The 16,078-nt window shown below is 65.3% G+C and carries 15 protein-coding genes; 9 read left to right on the top strand and 6 right to left on the bottom strand.

What is annotated here, in order from left to right; genetic code table 11:
* Positions 1 to 50 precede the first annotated feature (50 nt).
* The 3 genes from BB28_RS04185 to BB28_RS04195 all read left to right on the top strand — a co-directional run bounded on the left by BB28_RS04185 (position 51) and on the right by BB28_RS04195 (position 3,244).
* Positions 51 to 1,334 (top strand): citrate synthase, encoded by a 1,284-nt coding sequence (locus BB28_RS04185; protein ID WP_162269697.1) that lies wholly within the window; start codon positions 51 to 53, stop codon positions 1,332 to 1,334.
* Between the two features lie 73 nt (positions 1,335 to 1,407).
* Positions 1,408 to 2,820: a DHA2 family efflux MFS transporter permease subunit gene (locus BB28_RS04190; RefSeq protein WP_046252640.1), complete on the top strand. Its 1,413-nt coding sequence runs from the start codon at positions 1,408 to 1,410 to the stop codon at positions 2,818 to 2,820.
* 28 nt (positions 2,821 to 2,848) lie between these two features.
* On the top strand, positions 2,849 to 3,244 hold the full coding sequence (locus BB28_RS04195; protein WP_046255526.1) for a MarR family winged helix-turn-helix transcriptional regulator: 396 nt from the start codon (positions 2,849 to 2,851) through the stop codon (positions 3,242 to 3,244).
* Here the strand turns inward: BB28_RS04195 and BB28_RS04200 are convergent.
* Together BB28_RS04200 and BB28_RS04205 are read right to left on the bottom strand one after the other, a co-directional pair.
* A complete protein-coding gene (locus BB28_RS04200; protein WP_046252641.1) occupies positions 3,241 to 4,224 on the bottom strand; it encodes a TIGR03557 family F420-dependent LLM class oxidoreductase in 984 nt (327 codons plus the stop codon). The genes BB28_RS04195 and BB28_RS04200 overlap by 4 nt on opposite strands.
* Before the next feature lie 63 nt (positions 4,225 to 4,287).
* Positions 4,288 to 5,742 carry a phytoene desaturase family protein gene (locus tag BB28_RS04205; RefSeq protein WP_046252642.1) on the bottom strand — a complete coding sequence of 485 codons (1,455 nt, stop codon included), beginning with the start codon at positions 5,740 to 5,742 and terminating at the stop codon, positions 4,288 to 4,290.
* Between the two features lie 23 nt (positions 5,743 to 5,765).
* Between BB28_RS04205 and BB28_RS04210 the strand changes: the two genes are divergently transcribed.
* The gene (locus tag BB28_RS04210; RefSeq protein WP_030094367.1) at positions 5,766 to 6,125 is read left to right on the top strand and encodes an FKBP-type peptidyl-prolyl cis-trans isomerase; all 360 of its coding nucleotides are present in this window, start codon (positions 5,766 to 5,768) and stop codon (positions 6,123 to 6,125) included.
* A 2-nt stretch (positions 6,126 to 6,127) separates the two neighbouring features.
* On the opposite strand, the gene BB28_RS04215 is transcribed toward BB28_RS04210, so the two are convergent.
* Positions 6,128 to 7,441 (bottom strand): sensor histidine kinase, encoded by a 1,314-nt coding sequence (locus BB28_RS04215; RefSeq protein ID WP_046255527.1) that lies wholly within the window; start codon positions 7,439 to 7,441, stop codon positions 6,128 to 6,130.
* Positions 7,442 to 7,516: 75 nt separating this feature from the next.
* Positions 7,517 to 8,251, bottom strand: a complete 735-nt coding sequence (locus BB28_RS04220) for a response regulator transcription factor (protein ID WP_046255528.1) — start codon at positions 8,249 to 8,251, stop codon at positions 7,517 to 7,519.
* 120 nt (positions 8,252 to 8,371) lie between these two features.
* On the opposite strand from BB28_RS04220, the gene BB28_RS04225 reads away from it, so the two are divergent.
* Positions 8,372 to 8,998: a hypothetical protein gene (locus BB28_RS04225; RefSeq protein ID WP_044104166.1), complete on the top strand. Its 627-nt coding sequence runs from the start codon at positions 8,372 to 8,374 to the stop codon at positions 8,996 to 8,998.
* On the opposite strand, the gene BB28_RS04230 is transcribed toward BB28_RS04225, so the two are convergent.
* Positions 8,978 to 10,039, bottom strand: coding sequence for an NAD(P)-binding domain-containing protein (locus BB28_RS04230; protein ID WP_046252643.1), 1,062 nt, complete (start codon positions 10,037 to 10,039; stop codon positions 8,978 to 8,980). The genes BB28_RS04225 and BB28_RS04230 overlap by 21 nt on opposite strands.
* A gap of 15 nt (positions 10,040 to 10,054) precedes the next feature.
* Here BB28_RS04230 and BB28_RS04235 point away from each other — a divergent pair, with 15 nt between their 5' ends.
* Positions 10,055 to 10,786 carry an enoyl-CoA hydratase gene (locus BB28_RS04235; RefSeq protein WP_030094372.1) on the top strand — a complete coding sequence of 244 codons (732 nt, stop codon included), beginning with the start codon at positions 10,055 to 10,057 and terminating at the stop codon, positions 10,784 to 10,786.
* 2 nt (positions 10,787 to 10,788) lie between these two features.
* Complete coding sequence (locus tag BB28_RS04240; RefSeq protein WP_046252644.1) at positions 10,789 to 11,889, top strand: MBL fold metallo-hydrolase; 1,101 nt, start codon at positions 10,789 to 10,791, stop codon at positions 11,887 to 11,889.
* On the opposite strand, the gene BB28_RS04245 is transcribed toward BB28_RS04240, so the two are convergent.
* Entirely contained in the window at positions 11,886 to 12,563 is a 678-nt protein-coding gene (locus BB28_RS04245; protein ID WP_046252645.1) for a class I SAM-dependent methyltransferase, read from the bottom strand. The two genes, BB28_RS04240 and BB28_RS04245, sit on opposite strands and share 4 nt — an antisense overlap.
* Before the next feature lie 117 nt (positions 12,564 to 12,680).
* On the opposite strand from BB28_RS04245, the gene BB28_RS04250 reads away from it, so the two are divergent.
* Both BB28_RS04250 and BB28_RS04255 read left to right on the top strand, forming a co-directional pair.
* Positions 12,681 to 15,086, top strand: a complete 2,406-nt coding sequence (locus BB28_RS04250; RefSeq protein ID WP_046252646.1) for a cation-translocating P-type ATPase — start codon at positions 12,681 to 12,683, stop codon at positions 15,084 to 15,086.
* Positions 15,087 to 15,396: 310 nt separating this feature from the next.
* Positions 15,397 to 16,071 carry a slipin family protein gene (locus BB28_RS04255; protein ID WP_081252203.1) on the top strand — a complete coding sequence of 225 codons (675 nt, stop codon included), beginning with the start codon at positions 15,397 to 15,399 and terminating at the stop codon, positions 16,069 to 16,071.
* The last annotated feature ends 7 nt before the right edge of the window (positions 16,072 to 16,078 follow it).

Consider the following 16,078-nt stretch of genomic DNA (forward strand, 5'->3'; position numbering starts at 1 on the left):
GACTACCTTCTCTATGAACGTTCTCATGGAGCCGCTGAACCTCAGAAGGGATGCCTGTGGCCGACAACAACGATTTCGCTACTCTCCAGTACCCCGGAGGCGAAACGAAGCTGGATATCGTCCGCGCGACCGAAGGCTCGGATGGCTTCGCGCTGGGGAAACTGCTGGCTGATACCGGCTACACCACGTTCGATGCGGGGTTCGTCAACACCGCGTCGACCAAGAGCGCGATCACCTATATCGACGGCGACGCCGGCATCCTGCGCTACCGCGGGTACCCGATTGAGCAGCTGGCAGACAAGTCCACCTTTATCGAGGTGAGCTACCTGCTGATCTACGGCGAGCTGCCCACGCCGCAGCAGCTGGAGGACTTCACCACCAAGGTTCAGCGCCACACTCTGCTGCACGAGGACCTCAAGCGGTTCTTCGACGGCTTCCCGCGCAACGCGCACCCGATGCCGGTGCTTTCCAGCGCCGCGAACGCGCTCAGCGCCTACTACCAGGACTCGCTGGACCCGCATGACGACGCGCAGGTCGAGCTGTCCACGATCCGGTTGCTCGCGAAGCTGCCGACCATCGCGGCCTACGCGTACAAGAAGTCGGTCGGGCAGCCGTTCCTGTACCCGGACAACACGCTTACTCTCGTCGAGAACTTCCTGCGGATGACCTTCGGTCTGCCGGCCGAGCCCTACGAGGTGGATCCGGAGATCGTGCGGGCACTCGACATGCTGCTGATCCTGCACGCCGATCACGAGCAGAACTGCTCCACTTCGACGGTGCGGCTGGTCGGTTCGTCCGACGCGAACCTGTTCACCTCTGTTTCCGGTGGCATCAACGCGCTGTGGGGCCCGCTGCATGGCGGTGCCAACCAGGCGGTGCTGGAGATGCTGGAGCGCATTCGCTCCGAGGGCGGCGACACCCACGACTTCGTTCGACGGGTCAAGAACCGCGAGGACGGCGTCAAGCTCATGGGCTTCGGGCACCGTGTCTACAAGAACTACGACCCGCGTGCCCGCATCTGTAAGGAGCAGGCCGACAAGATCCTCGGCAAGCTCGGCGGAGACGATCAGCTTCTGGAGATCGCCAAGGCCCTCGAGGAAGCCGCACTCACCGACGATTACTTCATCGAGCGCAAGCTGTACCCGAATGTCGACTTCTACACCGGTCTGATCTATCGGGCCATCGGCTTCCCGACGCGCATGTTCACCGTGCTGTTCGCGTTGGGCCGGCTCCCCGGCTGGATTGCGCACTGGCGTGAGATGCATTCGGAGCCGGGCAAGATCGGTCGCCCGCGTCAGATCTACACCGGTTACGGAGAGCGTCAGTACCCGTAGCCTCCCTCGGGAGATGACAAAGCTCACATAAATCTGTTTGCATCGCTAACAGTTGTAGTTTCACAATGGTTGTGTGGAAGCAGCCGCCGGTGCGCTCAGTGAGCGCCGCAAGATCGTCATCCTGGGTTCTTGCTGTCTGAGTCTGCTCATCGTGTCGATGGATTCCACCATCGTGAACGTGGCGCTACCGACCATCCGGGCCGATTTCGGTGCCAGCACCTCACAGCTGCAATGGGTCATCGACATCTACACCCTGGGGCTGGCCTCGTTGCTCATGCTCTCGGGTGCCGCGGGCGACCGGCTGGGGCGGCGGAAGGTTTTCCACATCGGGCTGTCGATCTTCGCGGTGGGTTCACTGCTGTGCAGCGTGGCGCCCACCGTCGGGTTGCTTATCGCCGCGCGTCTGCTGCAGGCGGTGGGTGGCTCCATGCTCAACCCGGTGGCGCTGTCCATCATTTCGCAGGTCTTTACCGGGCGCGTGGAACGTGCCAGGGCGCTGGGCTTTTGGGGCGCGGTCGTCGGGATATCGATGGCGCTGGGCCCGATAGTCGGCGGGCTGCTGATCGAATGGGTGGGCTGGCGTGCCGTCTTCTGGATCAACCTGCCGGTGTGTGCGCTGGCGTTCACGCTGACGGCGATCTTCGTGCCGGAGAGCAAGTCGGCGACCATGCGTGACATGGACCCGGTGGGGCAGGTGCTCGCCGTGCTGTTCCTGTTCGGCATCGTGTTCACGCTCATCGAAGGGCCGTCGCTGGGGTGGGCCGCGCCGCGGCTCATCGCGGTTCTGATCACCGCGCTGGCGGCATTCGCGGTGTTCCTCAGGTATGAGTCCCGGCGGCGGCACCCCTTCATCGATCTGCGGTTCTTCCGCAGCATCCCGTTCGCGTCGGCCACCCTGACCGCGATATGTGCGTGCGTGGCATGGAGCGCGTTCCTGTTCACGATGTCGCTGTACCTACAGGGCGAGCGGCACTTCTCGGCCATGCACACCGGTTTGGTCTATCTCCCGATTGCCGTTGGCGCGCTGGTGTTCTCACCGATCTCGGGCCGTATGGTGGGCCGGTTCGGCGCCAGGCCGTCACTGTTGGCGGCGGGCGCGCTGTTCTTCACGGCCTCGCTGTTGCTCACCCGGGTTACGACGGCGACACCGATCTGGGAGCTCCTGGTGGTCTTCGCCATCTTCGGTGCGGGATTCTCCATGGTGAACGCACCGATCACCAATGCCGCGGTCAGCGGTATGCCGCTGGATCGTGCCGGCGCGGCCTCGGCGGTCACCTCCACGAGTCGTCAGGTGGGCGTAAGTATCGGTGTGGCACTGTGCGGTTCGATCGGTGCACCCGCGCTGTGGTTCATGTGTGCGGGCCTCGGGCTCGCGATCGCTACGCTCGGTATCGTGTCCACGTCACCGTTCGCGCTGCGCTCGGCGCAGCGACTCGCACCGCTCATCGAGAGCACTGCCTCGCGGGAGGTTTCTCGTGTCGGATAGGCCCCTCGCGGATGAGGTCTGGCGCACCATGGCGAGCCTGGTACTGGACAATCGCGATGGTTGGCGTCGGACGGTCGTCGAGGCGACCGGCCTGCCGTTCAGTCGCGTGCGCATCCTGAGAAGGCTTGCGCGACAGTCCATGACAGTGAAGGGAATCGCGGAGGCCACGGCGCTGGATGCTCCAGCGGCGACGGTCGCGGTGAGCGATCTGGAGCAGCGTGGGTTGGTGGTGCGTCGCATCGACCCCGACAATCGACGGTGCAAGCGTGTGTCGTTGACCGACGAAGGCCGGCGCCTGATGGTGGTCATCGCAGAGATGGACGATCCCGCACCGGCCGGTCTTGCCGGGCTGGCCGGGAGCGAGCTGGAATCCCTGCGTGTGCTCCTGGAGAAGGCCACCGGCCCGACCGTGAACGACGGCTAGATCGAGGCGCGCAGTTCCGCCAGCAGAGGTTCGGCCGCCTCGGCCAAGAAGCGATCCTGGCTGCCGCTGCCCACCTGCACCAGGGCGATATCGGTGAAGCCCGCCTTCGCGTAGGCGCGGGCGTTCTCGATGATCGTGTCGAAATCCGGACCGCAGGGGATATGCCCCGCGACGTCTTCAGGGCGGACGAATTGTGTTGCGGCGGTGAATCCGGCGGGCGTGGGCAGGTCGGCGTTGACCGGCCAGCCCCCGGCGAACCAGCGGAATTCGGCGTGCGCGCGCTTGACCGCCTCGTCATGGTCGGTGTCCCAGCAGATGGGCAGCTGACCGATCACGCGACTCTCGGTGGGCAGCGCGGCAGAGCGGCGCGCCTGCTGCCACGCGTCCACGATTTCCGATTCGGGCGCGACCGCGATCAGGTGGTCCGCGGCCGGAGCGAAACTCGCCGCGGTGTCACCACTGGATACCGCGACGCCGATCGGGACAGGTATGTCGGGCAGATCCCACAGTCGCGCCGAGTCGACCTGAAAGTAGTCGCCCTTCCAGTCCACATGCTCTCCGTCGAGCAGGTCGCGAATGATCTGGATTGCTTCTCTGAGCATCGCTTGGCGACGCTTGGTCGTCGGCCACCCATGCCCGACGACGTGCTCGTTGAGGTTCTCGCCGCTGCCCAGCCCCAAGGTGAACCGGCCGTCGGCGAGGATCTGCAGGGTCGCGGCCTTCTGCGCCACGACGGCCGGGTGATAGCGCATAGTCGGGCACGTGACATACGTGGCCAGGTCGACCCGCTCGGTCGCCTGAGCCACCGCTCCCAGCACAGTCCAGGCATAAGGGGCGTGCCCCTGCGCGCTGAGCCAGGGAGAGTAGTGGTCGCTGGACACTTCGAAGTCGAATCCGGCCTGCTCGGCGGAAACGGCATAGCGAACAAGGTCTTTTGGTCCGCTCTGCTCGGTCATGAGGGTGTAGCCGAAACGAGTCATGCCCGTCGTGTACCCCGCTCGAGCGGGATGAAACGCGGGGTCGGTGAATCCGGCGGCTCTCAGCTAGCCGTCGAGCACGGCCATCGCCGCGTGATATCCGCCGAGACCTGAAACGCCGCCTCCGCGGCGGGAACCTGAGCCGCACAACAGGATCCGATCGTGGTCTGTGGCCACTCCCCAGCGTTGTGCGGACGTCTGCAGCGGGTCGTCATCCTCGGCGAACGGCCAGTGCAATCCGCCATGGAAGATGTTGCCCGTCGTCATGCCGAGGGCGTGCTCCAGATCGGCGGTGGTCTTGGTCTCGATACACGGGTTTCCGTGCGAGTCGGTGGCCAGCACATCGGTGATCGGCTCGGCCAGTACCGAATTCAGCGATGCGAGCACGGCAGTCTGCAGTTCCTCGCGCGTTGCGGACAGTCCGTGCGGTGTGTGCAGCCCGAACACTGTCAATGTCTGCACCCCGGATGCGCGCAGCTCCGGTGACAGAATGCTGGGATCGGCCAGTGAATGACAGTAGATTTCACACGGCAGCGGGTCGGGGGCGGCGCCCGCCTGTGCCTGCCGGTAGGCGTTCTCCAGCTGAGTGTACGTCTCGTTGATGTGGAAGGTGCCGCCGAAAGCCTGCTCCGGCGTGACCTTTTCATCGCGCAGGCGCGGCAGGCGGGTCAGCAGCAGATTGACCTTCACCTGTGCGCCAGGCTGACCCTCCGGTGGATCTTCGCCGAGGAGACGAGCCAGCACGGTAGGCGTGACGCCGCTGAGTACACGCTCGCCGATTGCGGTGTGCTCATCGTCACCGGCCCGATAGCGCACCTCGCCCTCGGGATTGATTGACAAAACCTCTGCCCCGGTGCGCAGTTCGGCACCGTACCGTCGGGCGGCCGATTCCAGCGAGCCCGTCACGGCGCCCATGCCGCCGATGGGTACGTCCCACGGATTCATCTGGTGATACAGGAAGCAGATGTTCTGCTGCAGAGAAGGATCATCGGCACTGGCGAAGGTTCCGATCAGTGCATCGGTGAGCAGGACTCCGCGTTGCAGGTCGTTGGGTGTGGCCGCACGGATCACCTCGCCGATGGGTGTCTCGATCAGCTTCTCCCAGGCCCCCGTGCGGATGTCGCTTCGGCGCCGCAGTGGCTCCAGCATGGAGTTCCACAATGGCCGGGTGACCGAATCGCAGAGCGCTCCGAACTCTGCGAAATCATTTGTGCTGGCGAGAAACCCGCTTCGGCCGCCGTCCTCGGGATCCGGCGTGTACGACGCGTACTTGCGTCGCGCCAGGCGCACATCCAACCCCAGATCATCAATGATCTGCCGCGGCATCAGGCTCACCAGGTATGAGTAGCGTGACAGCCGGGCGTCCACGCCCTCGAATGCTGGTGCCGAGATCGCCGCCCCGCCGAGCACGTCGAGCCGCTCCAGTAACAGCACCCGCTTGCCTGCGCGTGCCAGATACGCCGCGGCGGTCAAGGCATTGTGCCCGCCACCGACGATTACGGTGTCATAGCTATCGGTCATGACCTAACGATAGGGTCGATCGCATGACGAAACCCGAGATCGATTTTCAGCCAGGTCCAGCGCCCACCGAACTGGTCATCAAGGACATCACCGTCGGTGATGGCGCGGAGGCCGCGCCCGGATCGGTCGTCAACGTTCACTACGTCGGTGTCGAGTTCGAGAGCGGCGAGGAGTTCGACAGCTCGTGGAACCGCGGCGAGTCCATCGAGTTCCCGCTCGATGCGCTCATCCAGGGTTGGCAGGACGGTATCCCCGGCATGAAGGTGGGCGGACGCCGCCAGCTCACGGTGCCGCCGGCGCAGGCCTACGGCGAGGCGGGCGCGGGGCATCAGCTGTCGGGTAAGACGCTGGTGTTCGTGATCGACCTGCTCGGCGCGCGCTAGGGCTAGTGCCCGGGGAGGCGCAGCACCAGTCGTGCGCCTCCCAGCGGGCTGGACTCCAAAGCCGCTGTGCCGCCATGGAGTTCGGCCTGCTGTGCCACCAGTGCCAGACCCAGGCCGGAGCCGGTGTGTGATGCGGTGGAGCCGCGGGAGAACCGTTCGAAAACCAGCTCGCGCTCGGCCTCGGGGATACCGCTGCCGTTGTCGTCGATGGCGATCTCCACGCCGTGCACGGTGCTGATCGCGGAGAGCCGGACTTCCGATGCGCCGCCATGGCGGACCGCGTTCTTGATCGCGTTGTCGATCACTAGCCGCAGCCCGGCGGGCAACCCCAGCATCAAGATGGTCGACGAGGGGACTAGAGACACCTCGACATTCGGATAGCTGCGGTCCGCATCATGCGCGGCGCGGTCCAGCAGCTCGGTGATATCGACCGGTACGTGGTCGTCCTCGGTGGTCAGGTCGCCCTGTGCGAGCCGTTCGAGCGCGGAAAGCGTTGCCTCGATGCGGGTTTGGGTCCGCACGGTCTCTTCGAGGATTTCGGCCCGCTGGTCCTCGCTGAGGTTCAGGGTGGAGAGCACCTCGAGGTTGGTCCGCATCGCGGTGAGCGGGGTGCGCAGCTCATGTGAGGCCACCGCGGAAAAGTCGCGTGCGGTTTCGAGGGCCGCCTTGGTCTTTTCCTGTTCGGTGTTGATGCGTTCGAGCATTCCCTCGACCGCCTCGGAGATTTCGACGGCCTCGCGCACGCCGCGCACGTTCACGTCGTCGGGGTTGGATTGTGCGTTGATGAGACGGGCCTGCTGCGCCAGCAGCCGGAAGGGGCTCACCACGATGAGGGAGATCACCCAGCCCACGATCACGGTCCCGATCAGTACGCCGCTACAGATCGCGAGGATGCGGATGTGGTATCGGTCGATCTGCCGCTGGGTCTCGGCGATCGGGGCACCCACCGCCACGGGGATGTTGCCCGGGGCGATGAACGACCGGACCCGGTATTCGACGCCGTTGATGGTGGTGTTGGCGTAGCCGGGTTCCAGTAGCGGCAGTTCCACTTCACTGGGAATGGACTTGGTCAGCCCGGCCACGCGGGCGGTGAGCACCAGGCCGTCGGGGGTGTCGATCTTCCCTTCCGAACTGATCACCGAATTCAGCAGACTTGAGACGGCACCCAGGCTGGACACCGAGTCCAGCCGGCGATCCAGCTGGCTGTTCTGGTCATCTTCCACACCGAGCCACACCCAGGTGCCCAGCGTGACGACGAGTGCCATCACCCCGAGCGCGGCGATCGCGACAAGGGTGCGCAGTGAGAAGACCCGCATGGGCCGCTCCAGCAGTCGGTATGCCAGATCGGTGATCCGCTGGCTGCGGTGCTTACTGGGAGTGGTCATCGAGAGTTACTGCGAACGCAACACGAACCCGACACCGCGCACGGTGTGCAGCAGGCGAGGCGCGCCACTGGTCTCCAGCTTGCGGCGCAGGTATCCGATGAAGACGTCGACGACGTTGGTGTCGGCGGCGAAGTCGTATCCCCACACCAGCTCGAGCAGCTGGGCCCGGGACAGCACCGCGGTCTTGTGTTCGGCCAATACGGCCAGCAGATCGAACTCGCGCTTGGTGAGGTCTACCTCGACGCCGTTGATCCGGGCGCGCCGGCCGGGGATCTCGACCTCAAGAGGGCCGACAGTGATGGTCTCGGTGGACGAGGTCGCCACCGCGCCGCGGCGGCGCAGCAGGGCCTTTACCCGGGCCACCAGCTCGGCGAGCACGAAGGGTTTGGTCAGGTAGTCATCGGCGCCCGCCTCCAGGCCCGCGACCCGATCATCCACCGAGGTGCGCGCGGACAGCACGCAGACGGGTACGTCGTTGTCCATCGCGCGCAGCGCGGTCACCACGCTGACGCCGTCGAGGACGGGCATGTTGATGTCGAGCACGATCGCATCCGGGCGATGCTCAGTGGCGCAGCGCAGCGCTTCGGCGCCGTCGCTTGCGGTATTCACCTCAAAGCCGGACAAGCGCAGGCCACGCTCCAGCGAGGCGAGCACGTCGGCATCGTCGTCCACCACCAGTACTCGCGGGGAGGGGTGCCCGGCATCTGGTGATGAGCCGCTTGCGCGAAGTCCATCAGGCATGTCTGCCATCTTGCCCGATGCAGTGCTCAAAACGTTCCATCTGCGGACGTCGGTGCCGTCCCGTGCGTCGCCAGTATCATGAAAGCTGATAATCCGGCGACCCATACCGAAAGCTTGCGCATGCCAACAAAAGCACCTGTAAAGCTAGTCTCCTCTGTTGCTGGCGTTTGCGCCGTCCTTGGTTTAGGGCTGCTTTCCGGGGGTGTGGGCGTCGCCCACGCCGACCCCGCCTTCCCGGATCTGAACGGGTTCGCCGCGGTGGCGCCCGACGGATTCTTCGTGACCAACGAAAACTCTTCGGTCCGGTCGATCCACTTCTCCACCCCCGACGGCATCGGGTGCATGTTCCGTGCGTCGGCGAACATCACGCCCACTTCGCGTCAGCGGCTCAGCTGCGACGGTGCCGTACCCGGGATTCCGGGCGATGCCCAGAACGCCCCGAACGTGCCCGGTGTCGGTGGCGCGAGCGCCAACGTGCCCGGACTGGGTGGCGTGAACATCCCCGGTGTCGGCACATGTCCGATGGGCACCGTCGCGCAGAAGGGCGATGGCGCCTTCGAAATCAGCAAGGGCGCCTGGTCCTGCGGCACCAAACCCGAAGCGCCGGTGCTCAACGTCGGACAGAAGCTCACCTACGGCAACGTCACATGTGCCGTCGGTGCGGGCAGTCTGACTGCCTGCCAGGTGACCATGGGCGATCAGAAGCACGGATTCGTGCTGCAACCCTCAGGCAGCACGTCCTTCTAGATAGTTCATGAGCTCGACGACGGCGGCACGCGACGCCCGGTTGGCGCCGATGGTGCTGGCCGAGGACCCGTACCCCAGCAGATGGACGGCGGGTTGTCCCGCGACCTGAGTGAGCAGCCGGCCGGTCATGGTGATGCCGCCCCGACTGTTGCGCAGGTGCAGCGGTGCCAGGTGATCCAGCGCGTGCCGGAATCCGGTACACCACAGAATCACGTCGACATCCAGTGAGCTGCCGTCGGGCCAGGTCACACCGGTCGGGGTGATGCGGCTGAACATGGGCCGCCGGGCCAGCACGCCGCGCTGCGCGGCGTCGGCGATCTCGGGTGTCCAGGGCAGTCCGGTCGCGGACACCACCGAGCGCTGTGGTTCGCCTTGTCGGGACCGTTCATCGACGCCGGCGACCGCGGCCCGCAGTCGGTCGACGGTGAAATCGGTGACGAACACCGGCTCGCGCCGGGTCACCCACGACGTGCGGGTGACTGTCGATATCTCGGCCAGTAGCTGCACTGCCGACACTCCGCCCCCGACCACCAGCACGTGCTTGCCGGCGAATTCCTCCGGTGTCCGGTAGTCGTGGGTGTGCAGCTGACGTCCCTGGAAAGTGGCCGAGCCCGCGGCGAAGGGGATGAACGGTTTGTCCCAGGTACCGGTCGCGTTGATCAGCCCACGGACCGTGACGTCGCCCGCGGAGGTTTTGAGCGAGAAGCCGCCCGCAATTGCCTGCACCTCGCGCACGTGCACGGGTCGATGGACATCAAGGGCGTAGCGATGTTCGTACTCGTCGAAGTAGCGGGGCATGGCGGTTGACGCCTTGATGGTGCCCGTCTCCCCGAACGGCAGTCCGGGCAGTTGATAGATGCGGTTGGTGTTGTCGAGCGTCAACGTGGGCCAGCGGAACTGCCACGCTCCACCCGGGCCGGGGGAGTGATCAAGGATGACAAATCCGCCGCCGGGCTCAAGGCCGCGCCGCCGGAGGAAGTACCCCGCGGCGATCCCGGCCTGCCCGCCACCAATCACGGCGACGGTAGTCATGGGCGCCATATTAGGGTGGTTGCCATGATCGGTGTAACTAGCGACGGTCCCGTCACCACCATTGAGCTGCAGCGCCCAGAACGGCGTAATGCGGTGACCTACGAGTTGGCGCTCGCCTTCGCCGAGGAGGTCCGCAAGGCCGCCGAAACGGCGCGCGTCATCGTCATCACCGGGCAGGGCACCTCGTTCTGCGCGGGTGCCGACCTGTCCAGCGGCGCTCCTGATCCCGATAAGTTCGCCGATGCCTGGCAGCACTCGATCAAGAGCATCGACGCCGCCGACATTCCGGTCATCGCCGCTGTCAACGGCCCCGCCATCGGTGCCGGTGTCATGTTGGCGATGGTGGCCGACCTGCGTGTGGTCTCCGAGACCGCGCGCTTCCAGTTTCCGGTCGCCAAATACGGTATCGCCCTGGATAACTGGAGCATCCGCAGGCTGTCCTCGTTGGTCGGCTACGGACGCGCACGCGGCATGCTGCTGGCCGCCGAGCCGCTCGACGCGCAGGCCGCCTTCCAAACCGGCATGGCCAACCGCATCGGAGAGCTTGCCGACGCGCAGGCGTGGGCGGCCGAGCTCGCCGGGTTTGCGCCGCTGGCGCTCAAGCATGCCAAGCGGGTGCTCAACGACGACGGTGCCTTCGAGGACCAGCTGCCCGAGCACAAGGTGCTGTTCGACAAGGCGTGGAGCAGCCAAGACATCATCGAGGCTCAGGTCGCGCGAATTCAGAAGCGGCCCCCGAACTTCCAGGGAGCCTGAGCGTGCGGGCGCTCTGGGTTGGCGCCGGCGCGGCTCTTGCGTCGACGTGGTTCGGGCGCGCCCTGCGTGACGTCCCGCGAACGCTGGGCGCCAGCAAGGAGCGCATCGCCGAGGTTGCGCAGGGGTCACCGCAATACCGTGGTGGTTCCTTCCATAACGCCGAACCGGCACGGCAGTTTTCGCCTGACGCCGAGGCCTCCACGGTGGTGTGGGATGTGATCACGCGGCGTAGTGTGGGTGCACCTAAAGGCCAAGTGCCGCTTGTGGTCCCTGAACTTGGCGGCCCGCCTGCCGACTTGGCTGCCACCTGGTTCGGGCATTCCAGTGTGCTCGTGGAGGTCGACGGGTATCGGGTGCTCACCGATCCGGTGTGGAGCGACAGGTGCTCGCCCTCTCGCGCCGTGGGGCCGCATCGTCAGCATCCCGTCCCGGTGGAGCTGTCGGCACTACCGGCGCTGGACGCCGTGGTGATCAGTCACGACCACTACGACCATCTCGATATGGACTCCATCATCGCGCTGACCCGGAGCCAGAACGCCGTGTTCGTGGTGCCGCTCGGGGTAGGCGCGCACCTGCGCAGCTGGGGTGTCTCACCGGCGCGGGTCATCGAACTCGACTGGGACCAGAGTCATCAGCTGGGAAAGCTCACGCTCACCTGCACGCAGGCCCGGCATTTCTCCGGCCGGTCGCTGTCCCGCAACACCACGCTGTGGGGATCTTGGTCCATCGCCGGACCGAAACATAAGGTGTTTTTCGGTGGCGACACCGGATACACCAAGGCCTTCAAGGTCATTGGCGACACTTACGGACCCTTTGATCTGACCCTGTTGCCGGTCGGTGCCTACAACACCTCGTGGGCCGATATCCACATGAACCCCGAAGAGGCCGTCCAGACCCACCTGGATCTGGCGACGTCTCAGGCGCCACTCCTGCCGATCCACTGGGCGACGTTCAACCTGGCCCTGCATCCGTGGGCCGAGCCGATCGAACGGTTGCTCACCGCCGCTGACGGGCAGGGCGTCACCGTCGTGGCGCCCAAGCCCGGGCAACGGGCCGATATGCGGCAGCCCGTTGCCCCCGACGGCTGGTGGCGTCTTTCCTAACGCTTGTGCGCTTGGAGCAGGAACGCGGGCTGCTTGTTGCGTCCCTTCTCGTCCTTGTGGAACAGCGGCATGTCGAAGTTGGCGCCGGGTATCACTTCGGGGATGTTCGAGTGGATGAATGCCGGACTCAGCTCGTCGATGATCCAGTACGGTTCGACCGCCGCGCGTAGCTCGTCCTCGGTAACGGCGTTGGGGCCGATTCCCGGCGGGAAGGCGCCTACCGCGAAGACCAGCACGTAGTACGACGCCTCCGGCGCCGCGGCACGGGAGATCGACCGTTGGTAGGCCTCGCGTGCCTCGACCGGTATCGAGTGGAACAGCGTGCTGTCGACGATGGTGTTGAAGCGCCCGTCGTACCCGGAGAACTCGGTGATGTCGGCGACCTCGAAGCTGGCGTTCGACAGTCCGCGTTCAGCCGCGGCGGCGCGAGCGGCCTCGATGGCGGTGGGAGATAGGTCGAGCCCGACGGTGATATGTCCCAATGCTGCCAGCCGCAGCGCGGTTTCGGCGTGGCCGCATCCGACGTCCAGGACCGAGCCATGGAACTTGCCCGCGTCGATCAGCGCTGTGAGTTCGGGCTGAGGCTCGCCGATGTTCCACGGCGGATCGCCTTGGAAGAGCTCACCCTTGCCTTGGTATGTGGCGTCCCAGTCCGGAAGTTCATGCGATGTCATACCACCTGACATTACCCGCGTCGACCGGGAATGTGGCGTGCCAATCTGGCCAAATAATTGCGCAAGGTTCCCACTCGGCAGCCGTGCCAGGCGCGCGCCGGTCGCTACTCTGCAGGGGTGGCAACGATCGAGGGATTGACCGTCAGCGGATTGACCGCTGCTGACGTCGCTGAGCGCGTAGCGCAGGGGAAGACCAATGACGTCCCCTCGCGTGCGGCACGCAGTGTGTCGGACATCGTGCGAGCCAACGTGTTCACCCGAATCAACGCCATTCTCGGGGTGCTGTTGGTCATCGTGCTGTCCACCGGCTCGGTCATCAACGGTGCGTTCGGTCTGCTGATCATCGCCAACAGTGCCGTCGGCATCATTCAGGAGCTGCGCGCCAAGCAGACGCTCGACAAGCTGGCGATCGTCGGCCAGACGCGTCCCATGGTGCGCCGCGACGGTGCGGCGACAGCACTCGCGCCCAACGAAGTGGTTCTCGACGACATCATCGAACTGGGGCCTGGCGATCAGATCGTGGTGGACGGCGAGGTCATCGAGGAGGCCGCTCTTGAGGTCGACGAGTCGCTGCTGACCGGAGAAGCCGATCCCATCGACAAGACCGTTGGCTCTCCGGTGCTTTCGGGAAGCTTCGTCGTTGCGGGCAGTGGCGCGTACCGGGCGACCAAGGTGGGCCGTGAGGCATACGCGGCCAAGCTGGCCGAGGAGGCGTCCAAGTTCACCTTGGTGCACTCCGAACTGCGCAACGGCATCAACAAGATCCTGCAGTTCATCACCTATCTGCTGTTGCCCGCGGGTGCGCTGATCATCTACACCCAGCTGTTCACCACCGATGACAGTTGGCAGGAATCGGTACTCCGGATGGTGGGCGCCCTAGTCCCGATGGTTCCCGAGGGTCTGGTGCTGATGACCTCTATCGCCTTCGCGGTGGGTGTGATTCGCCTGGGGCGGCGCCAGTGCCTGGTGCAGGAGCTGCCCGCTATCGAGGGCCTGGCCCGCGTGGACACGGTATGTGCCGACAAGACCGGCACCCTCACCGAGAATGGGATGCGGCTCTCGGATGTCAAAACGCTCGACGGCGCCAGTGATCAGGCGGATGCACTGACGGCGCTGTCGCAACTGGCGGCCGATGACCCGCGGCCCAACGCAAGCATTGCCGCCATCGCCGAGGCGTATGACACTCCGCCAGGATGGAAATCGACTGCGATAGCGCCATTCTCGTCGGCCAAGAAGTGGAGCGGCGCATCCTACGGCGAGCATGGCAATTGGGTGATCGGCGCGCCCGATGTACTTCTCGACCCGGCCGACCCGATCGCCACCGCGGCCGAAGAGATCGGTTCCCGGGGCCTGCGGGTGCTGTTGCTCGCCTCGGCGGAGCTGCCGGTCAACGACGCCCACGCGCCCGGTGTCATCACCGCACGTGCGCTGGTGGTGTTGGAACAGAAGATTCGCCCCGATGCGCGTGACACCCTTGAATACTTTGCCTCTCAGCATGTCTCGATCAAGGTGATCTCCGGTGATAACGCGGTGTCGGTGAGTGCGGTGGCTCAGACGCTGGGGCTTTCCGGCGCCGCCATCGACGCGCGCACCCTGCCCTCCGATACCGACAAACTGGCCGACACCCTTGCCGATGCCACCACCTTCGGGCGGGTGCGGCCCGATCAGAAGCGTGCGATGGTCAAGGCACTGCAGTCGCATGGCCATACCGTCGCGATGACCGGTGACGGTGTCAACGACGTGCTCGCGCTCAAGGATGCCGACATCGGTGTGGCGATGGGTGCCGGCAGCTCGGCCTCACGCGCGGTGGCTCAGATTGTCTTGTTGGACAATAAGTTCGCCACCTTGCCCTATGTGGTTGCCGAGGGGCGGCGCGTCATCGGCAATATCGAACGGGTTTCCAACCTGTTCCTCACCAAGACGGTGTACTCGGTGCTGCTCGCGTTGACGGTCGGGCTCGCGGGACTGGGCTCGAAGATCTTCCACTACGGCGCGGTACCGTTCCCGTTCCAGCCGATCCACGTCACTATTGCGGCCTGGTTCACCATCGGTATTCCGGCGTTCATCCTGTCGCTGGCGCCGAACAATGAACGCGCACAGACGGGATTCGTACGCCGGGTGATGATGTCGGCAATTCCGTCGGGCCTGACGGTGGGCATCGCGACGTTCCTGTCCTATCTGTTGGCTCGTCAGATTCTGCACGTCACGGGGAACAGCACGCAGGCGTCGACCGCCGCGCTGATCACCGAACTCGTGGCGGCGGTGTGGGTGCTCGCCGTGGTGGCACGTCCCTATCGCTGGTGGCGGGTGGCGCTGGTGGCGTTCTCGGGCCTGGGCTATGCGGTGATCTTTGCGATTCCCTTGGCGCGAGAGACATTCATGCTCGATCCGAGCAATCTGGCGGTTACCGGGCCCGCGTTGGGCATCGGTGTCGCGGCGGCCGCCGCGATCGAGGTGTTGTGGTGGCTGCAGGGCAAGTGGTCCGGTCAGCCCCGCCATTTCTGGGCCACCGACGACGACTGAGTGGCCGCAGATAATTCGGGTGCGCGGCATCGCATCTGTTCGCTATCTTTGCTGACGCGGAGATCAAGCGGCGTCCCGGCATCGCCGGTCGGCGTACCGCGTGTTGGGTCTTCGCCTTGTTGGCACGCCTCCTCGGGCTAGGGGGTTCGAGTCCCTCACAGGATGGCTTCCGGGCCGCGCGCCTTACGGTTCACGGATCGGCCTTGCGGGGAACGCTATGGCGACTTCCTCCCGCCGGCTCGCGATGCGGCCCGGAAGTCGTTCCTCCGCAACGTAATTACAACGTCAGAGGTAAGAGAGGTGAATAAGGATGGGTATGTGGGAAGAGATCTTCGGGCAGAAGATCACGATCATGCAATGGCAGCGCGGTGTGCTGTACCGCGACGGTGTGTTCAAGGCGGTGCTGACGCCAGGCGTGCATTACACGCGCCCGCGTGCCGACACCTTGGTCACCGTGGACATGCGTGCGCAGTCGATTCAGGTGGTCGGTCAAGATGTGCTGACCGTCGATGGTTTCACCGTGAAGGTATCGGCGGCGGTCGAGTACAAGGTGTCCATGCCGGACGTTTTCGCCACCGCCGAGAATGGTTCGGTGCACTGGGGCATCTACCTGCGTGCTCAGCTGCAGGTGCGTGACGCCGTCGCGGCACTGACGCTCGATGAGCTGTTGGCCCAGCGGGGGCAGTTTCTGGGCGCCGATGCCGTTGCGAGGCTTGCGGCCGAGGCCGAGGAGTTCGGCGTCACGGTGACCCGGTTCGTCGTCAAGGACATCATGCTGTCCGGCGAGGTACGTAAGGCGCTGGCCGGGCCGCTGTTGGCCCGGGAGGCGGGTAAGGCCCAGTTGGAGCGCGCCCGCGCCGAGGCCGCCGTGCTGCGCTCGATGGCCAACACCGCCAAGCTACTGCGGGAGAATCCGGAGCTGCTGCAGCTGCGGACCCTGGAGTCGGTGGCCGACGGTAAGGCAATGGTCGTCCTCAACAGCTGAGTGCGCC

Source organism: Mycobacteroides chelonae CCUG 47445 (genome assembly GCF_001632805.1).
Lineage (GTDB): Bacteria > Actinomycetota > Actinomycetes > Mycobacteriales > Mycobacteriaceae > Mycobacterium > Mycobacterium chelonae.

Excerpts from the sequence above, each read along its gene's own strand:
- BB28_RS04225 (WP_044104166.1), top strand. The coding sequence starts at position 8,372 with ATGCCAACAAAAGCACCTGTAAAGCTAGTCTCCTCTGTTGCTGGCGTT.
- BB28_RS04235 (WP_030094372.1), top strand. The coding sequence starts at position 10,055 with ATGATCGGTGTAACTAGCGACGGTCCCGTCACCACCATTGAGCTGCAG.
- BB28_RS04205 (WP_046252642.1), bottom strand. The coding sequence starts at position 5,742 with ATGACCGATAGCTATGACACCGTAATCGTCGGTGGCGGGCACAATGCC.
- BB28_RS04220 (WP_046255528.1), bottom strand. The coding sequence starts at position 8,251 with ATGCCTGATGGACTTCGCGCAAGCGGCTCATCACCAGATGCCGGGCAC.
- BB28_RS04215 (WP_046255527.1), bottom strand. The coding sequence starts at position 7,441 with ATGCGGGTCTTCTCACTGCGCACCCTTGTCGCGATCGCCGCGCTCGGG.
- BB28_RS04245 (WP_046252645.1), bottom strand. The coding sequence starts at position 12,563 with ATGACATCGCATGAACTTCCGGACTGGGACGCCACATACCAAGGCAAG.
- BB28_RS04200 (WP_046252641.1), bottom strand. The coding sequence starts at position 4,224 with ATGACTCGTTTCGGCTACACCCTCATGACCGAGCAGAGCGGACCAAAA.
- BB28_RS04255 (WP_081252203.1), top strand. The coding sequence starts at position 15,397 with ATGGGTATGTGGGAAGAGATCTTCGGGCAGAAGATCACGATCATGCAA.
- BB28_RS04230 (WP_046252643.1), bottom strand. The coding sequence starts at position 10,039 with ATGGCGCCCATGACTACCGTCGCCGTGATTGGTGGCGGGCAGGCCGGG.
- BB28_RS04195 (WP_046255526.1), top strand. The coding sequence starts at position 2,849 with ATGGCGAGCCTGGTACTGGACAATCGCGATGGTTGGCGTCGGACGGTC.
- BB28_RS04210 (WP_030094367.1), top strand. The coding sequence starts at position 5,766 with ATGACGAAACCCGAGATCGATTTTCAGCCAGGTCCAGCGCCCACCGAA.
- BB28_RS04185 (WP_162269697.1), top strand. The coding sequence starts at position 51 with ATGCCTGTGGCCGACAACAACGATTTCGCTACTCTCCAGTACCCCGGA.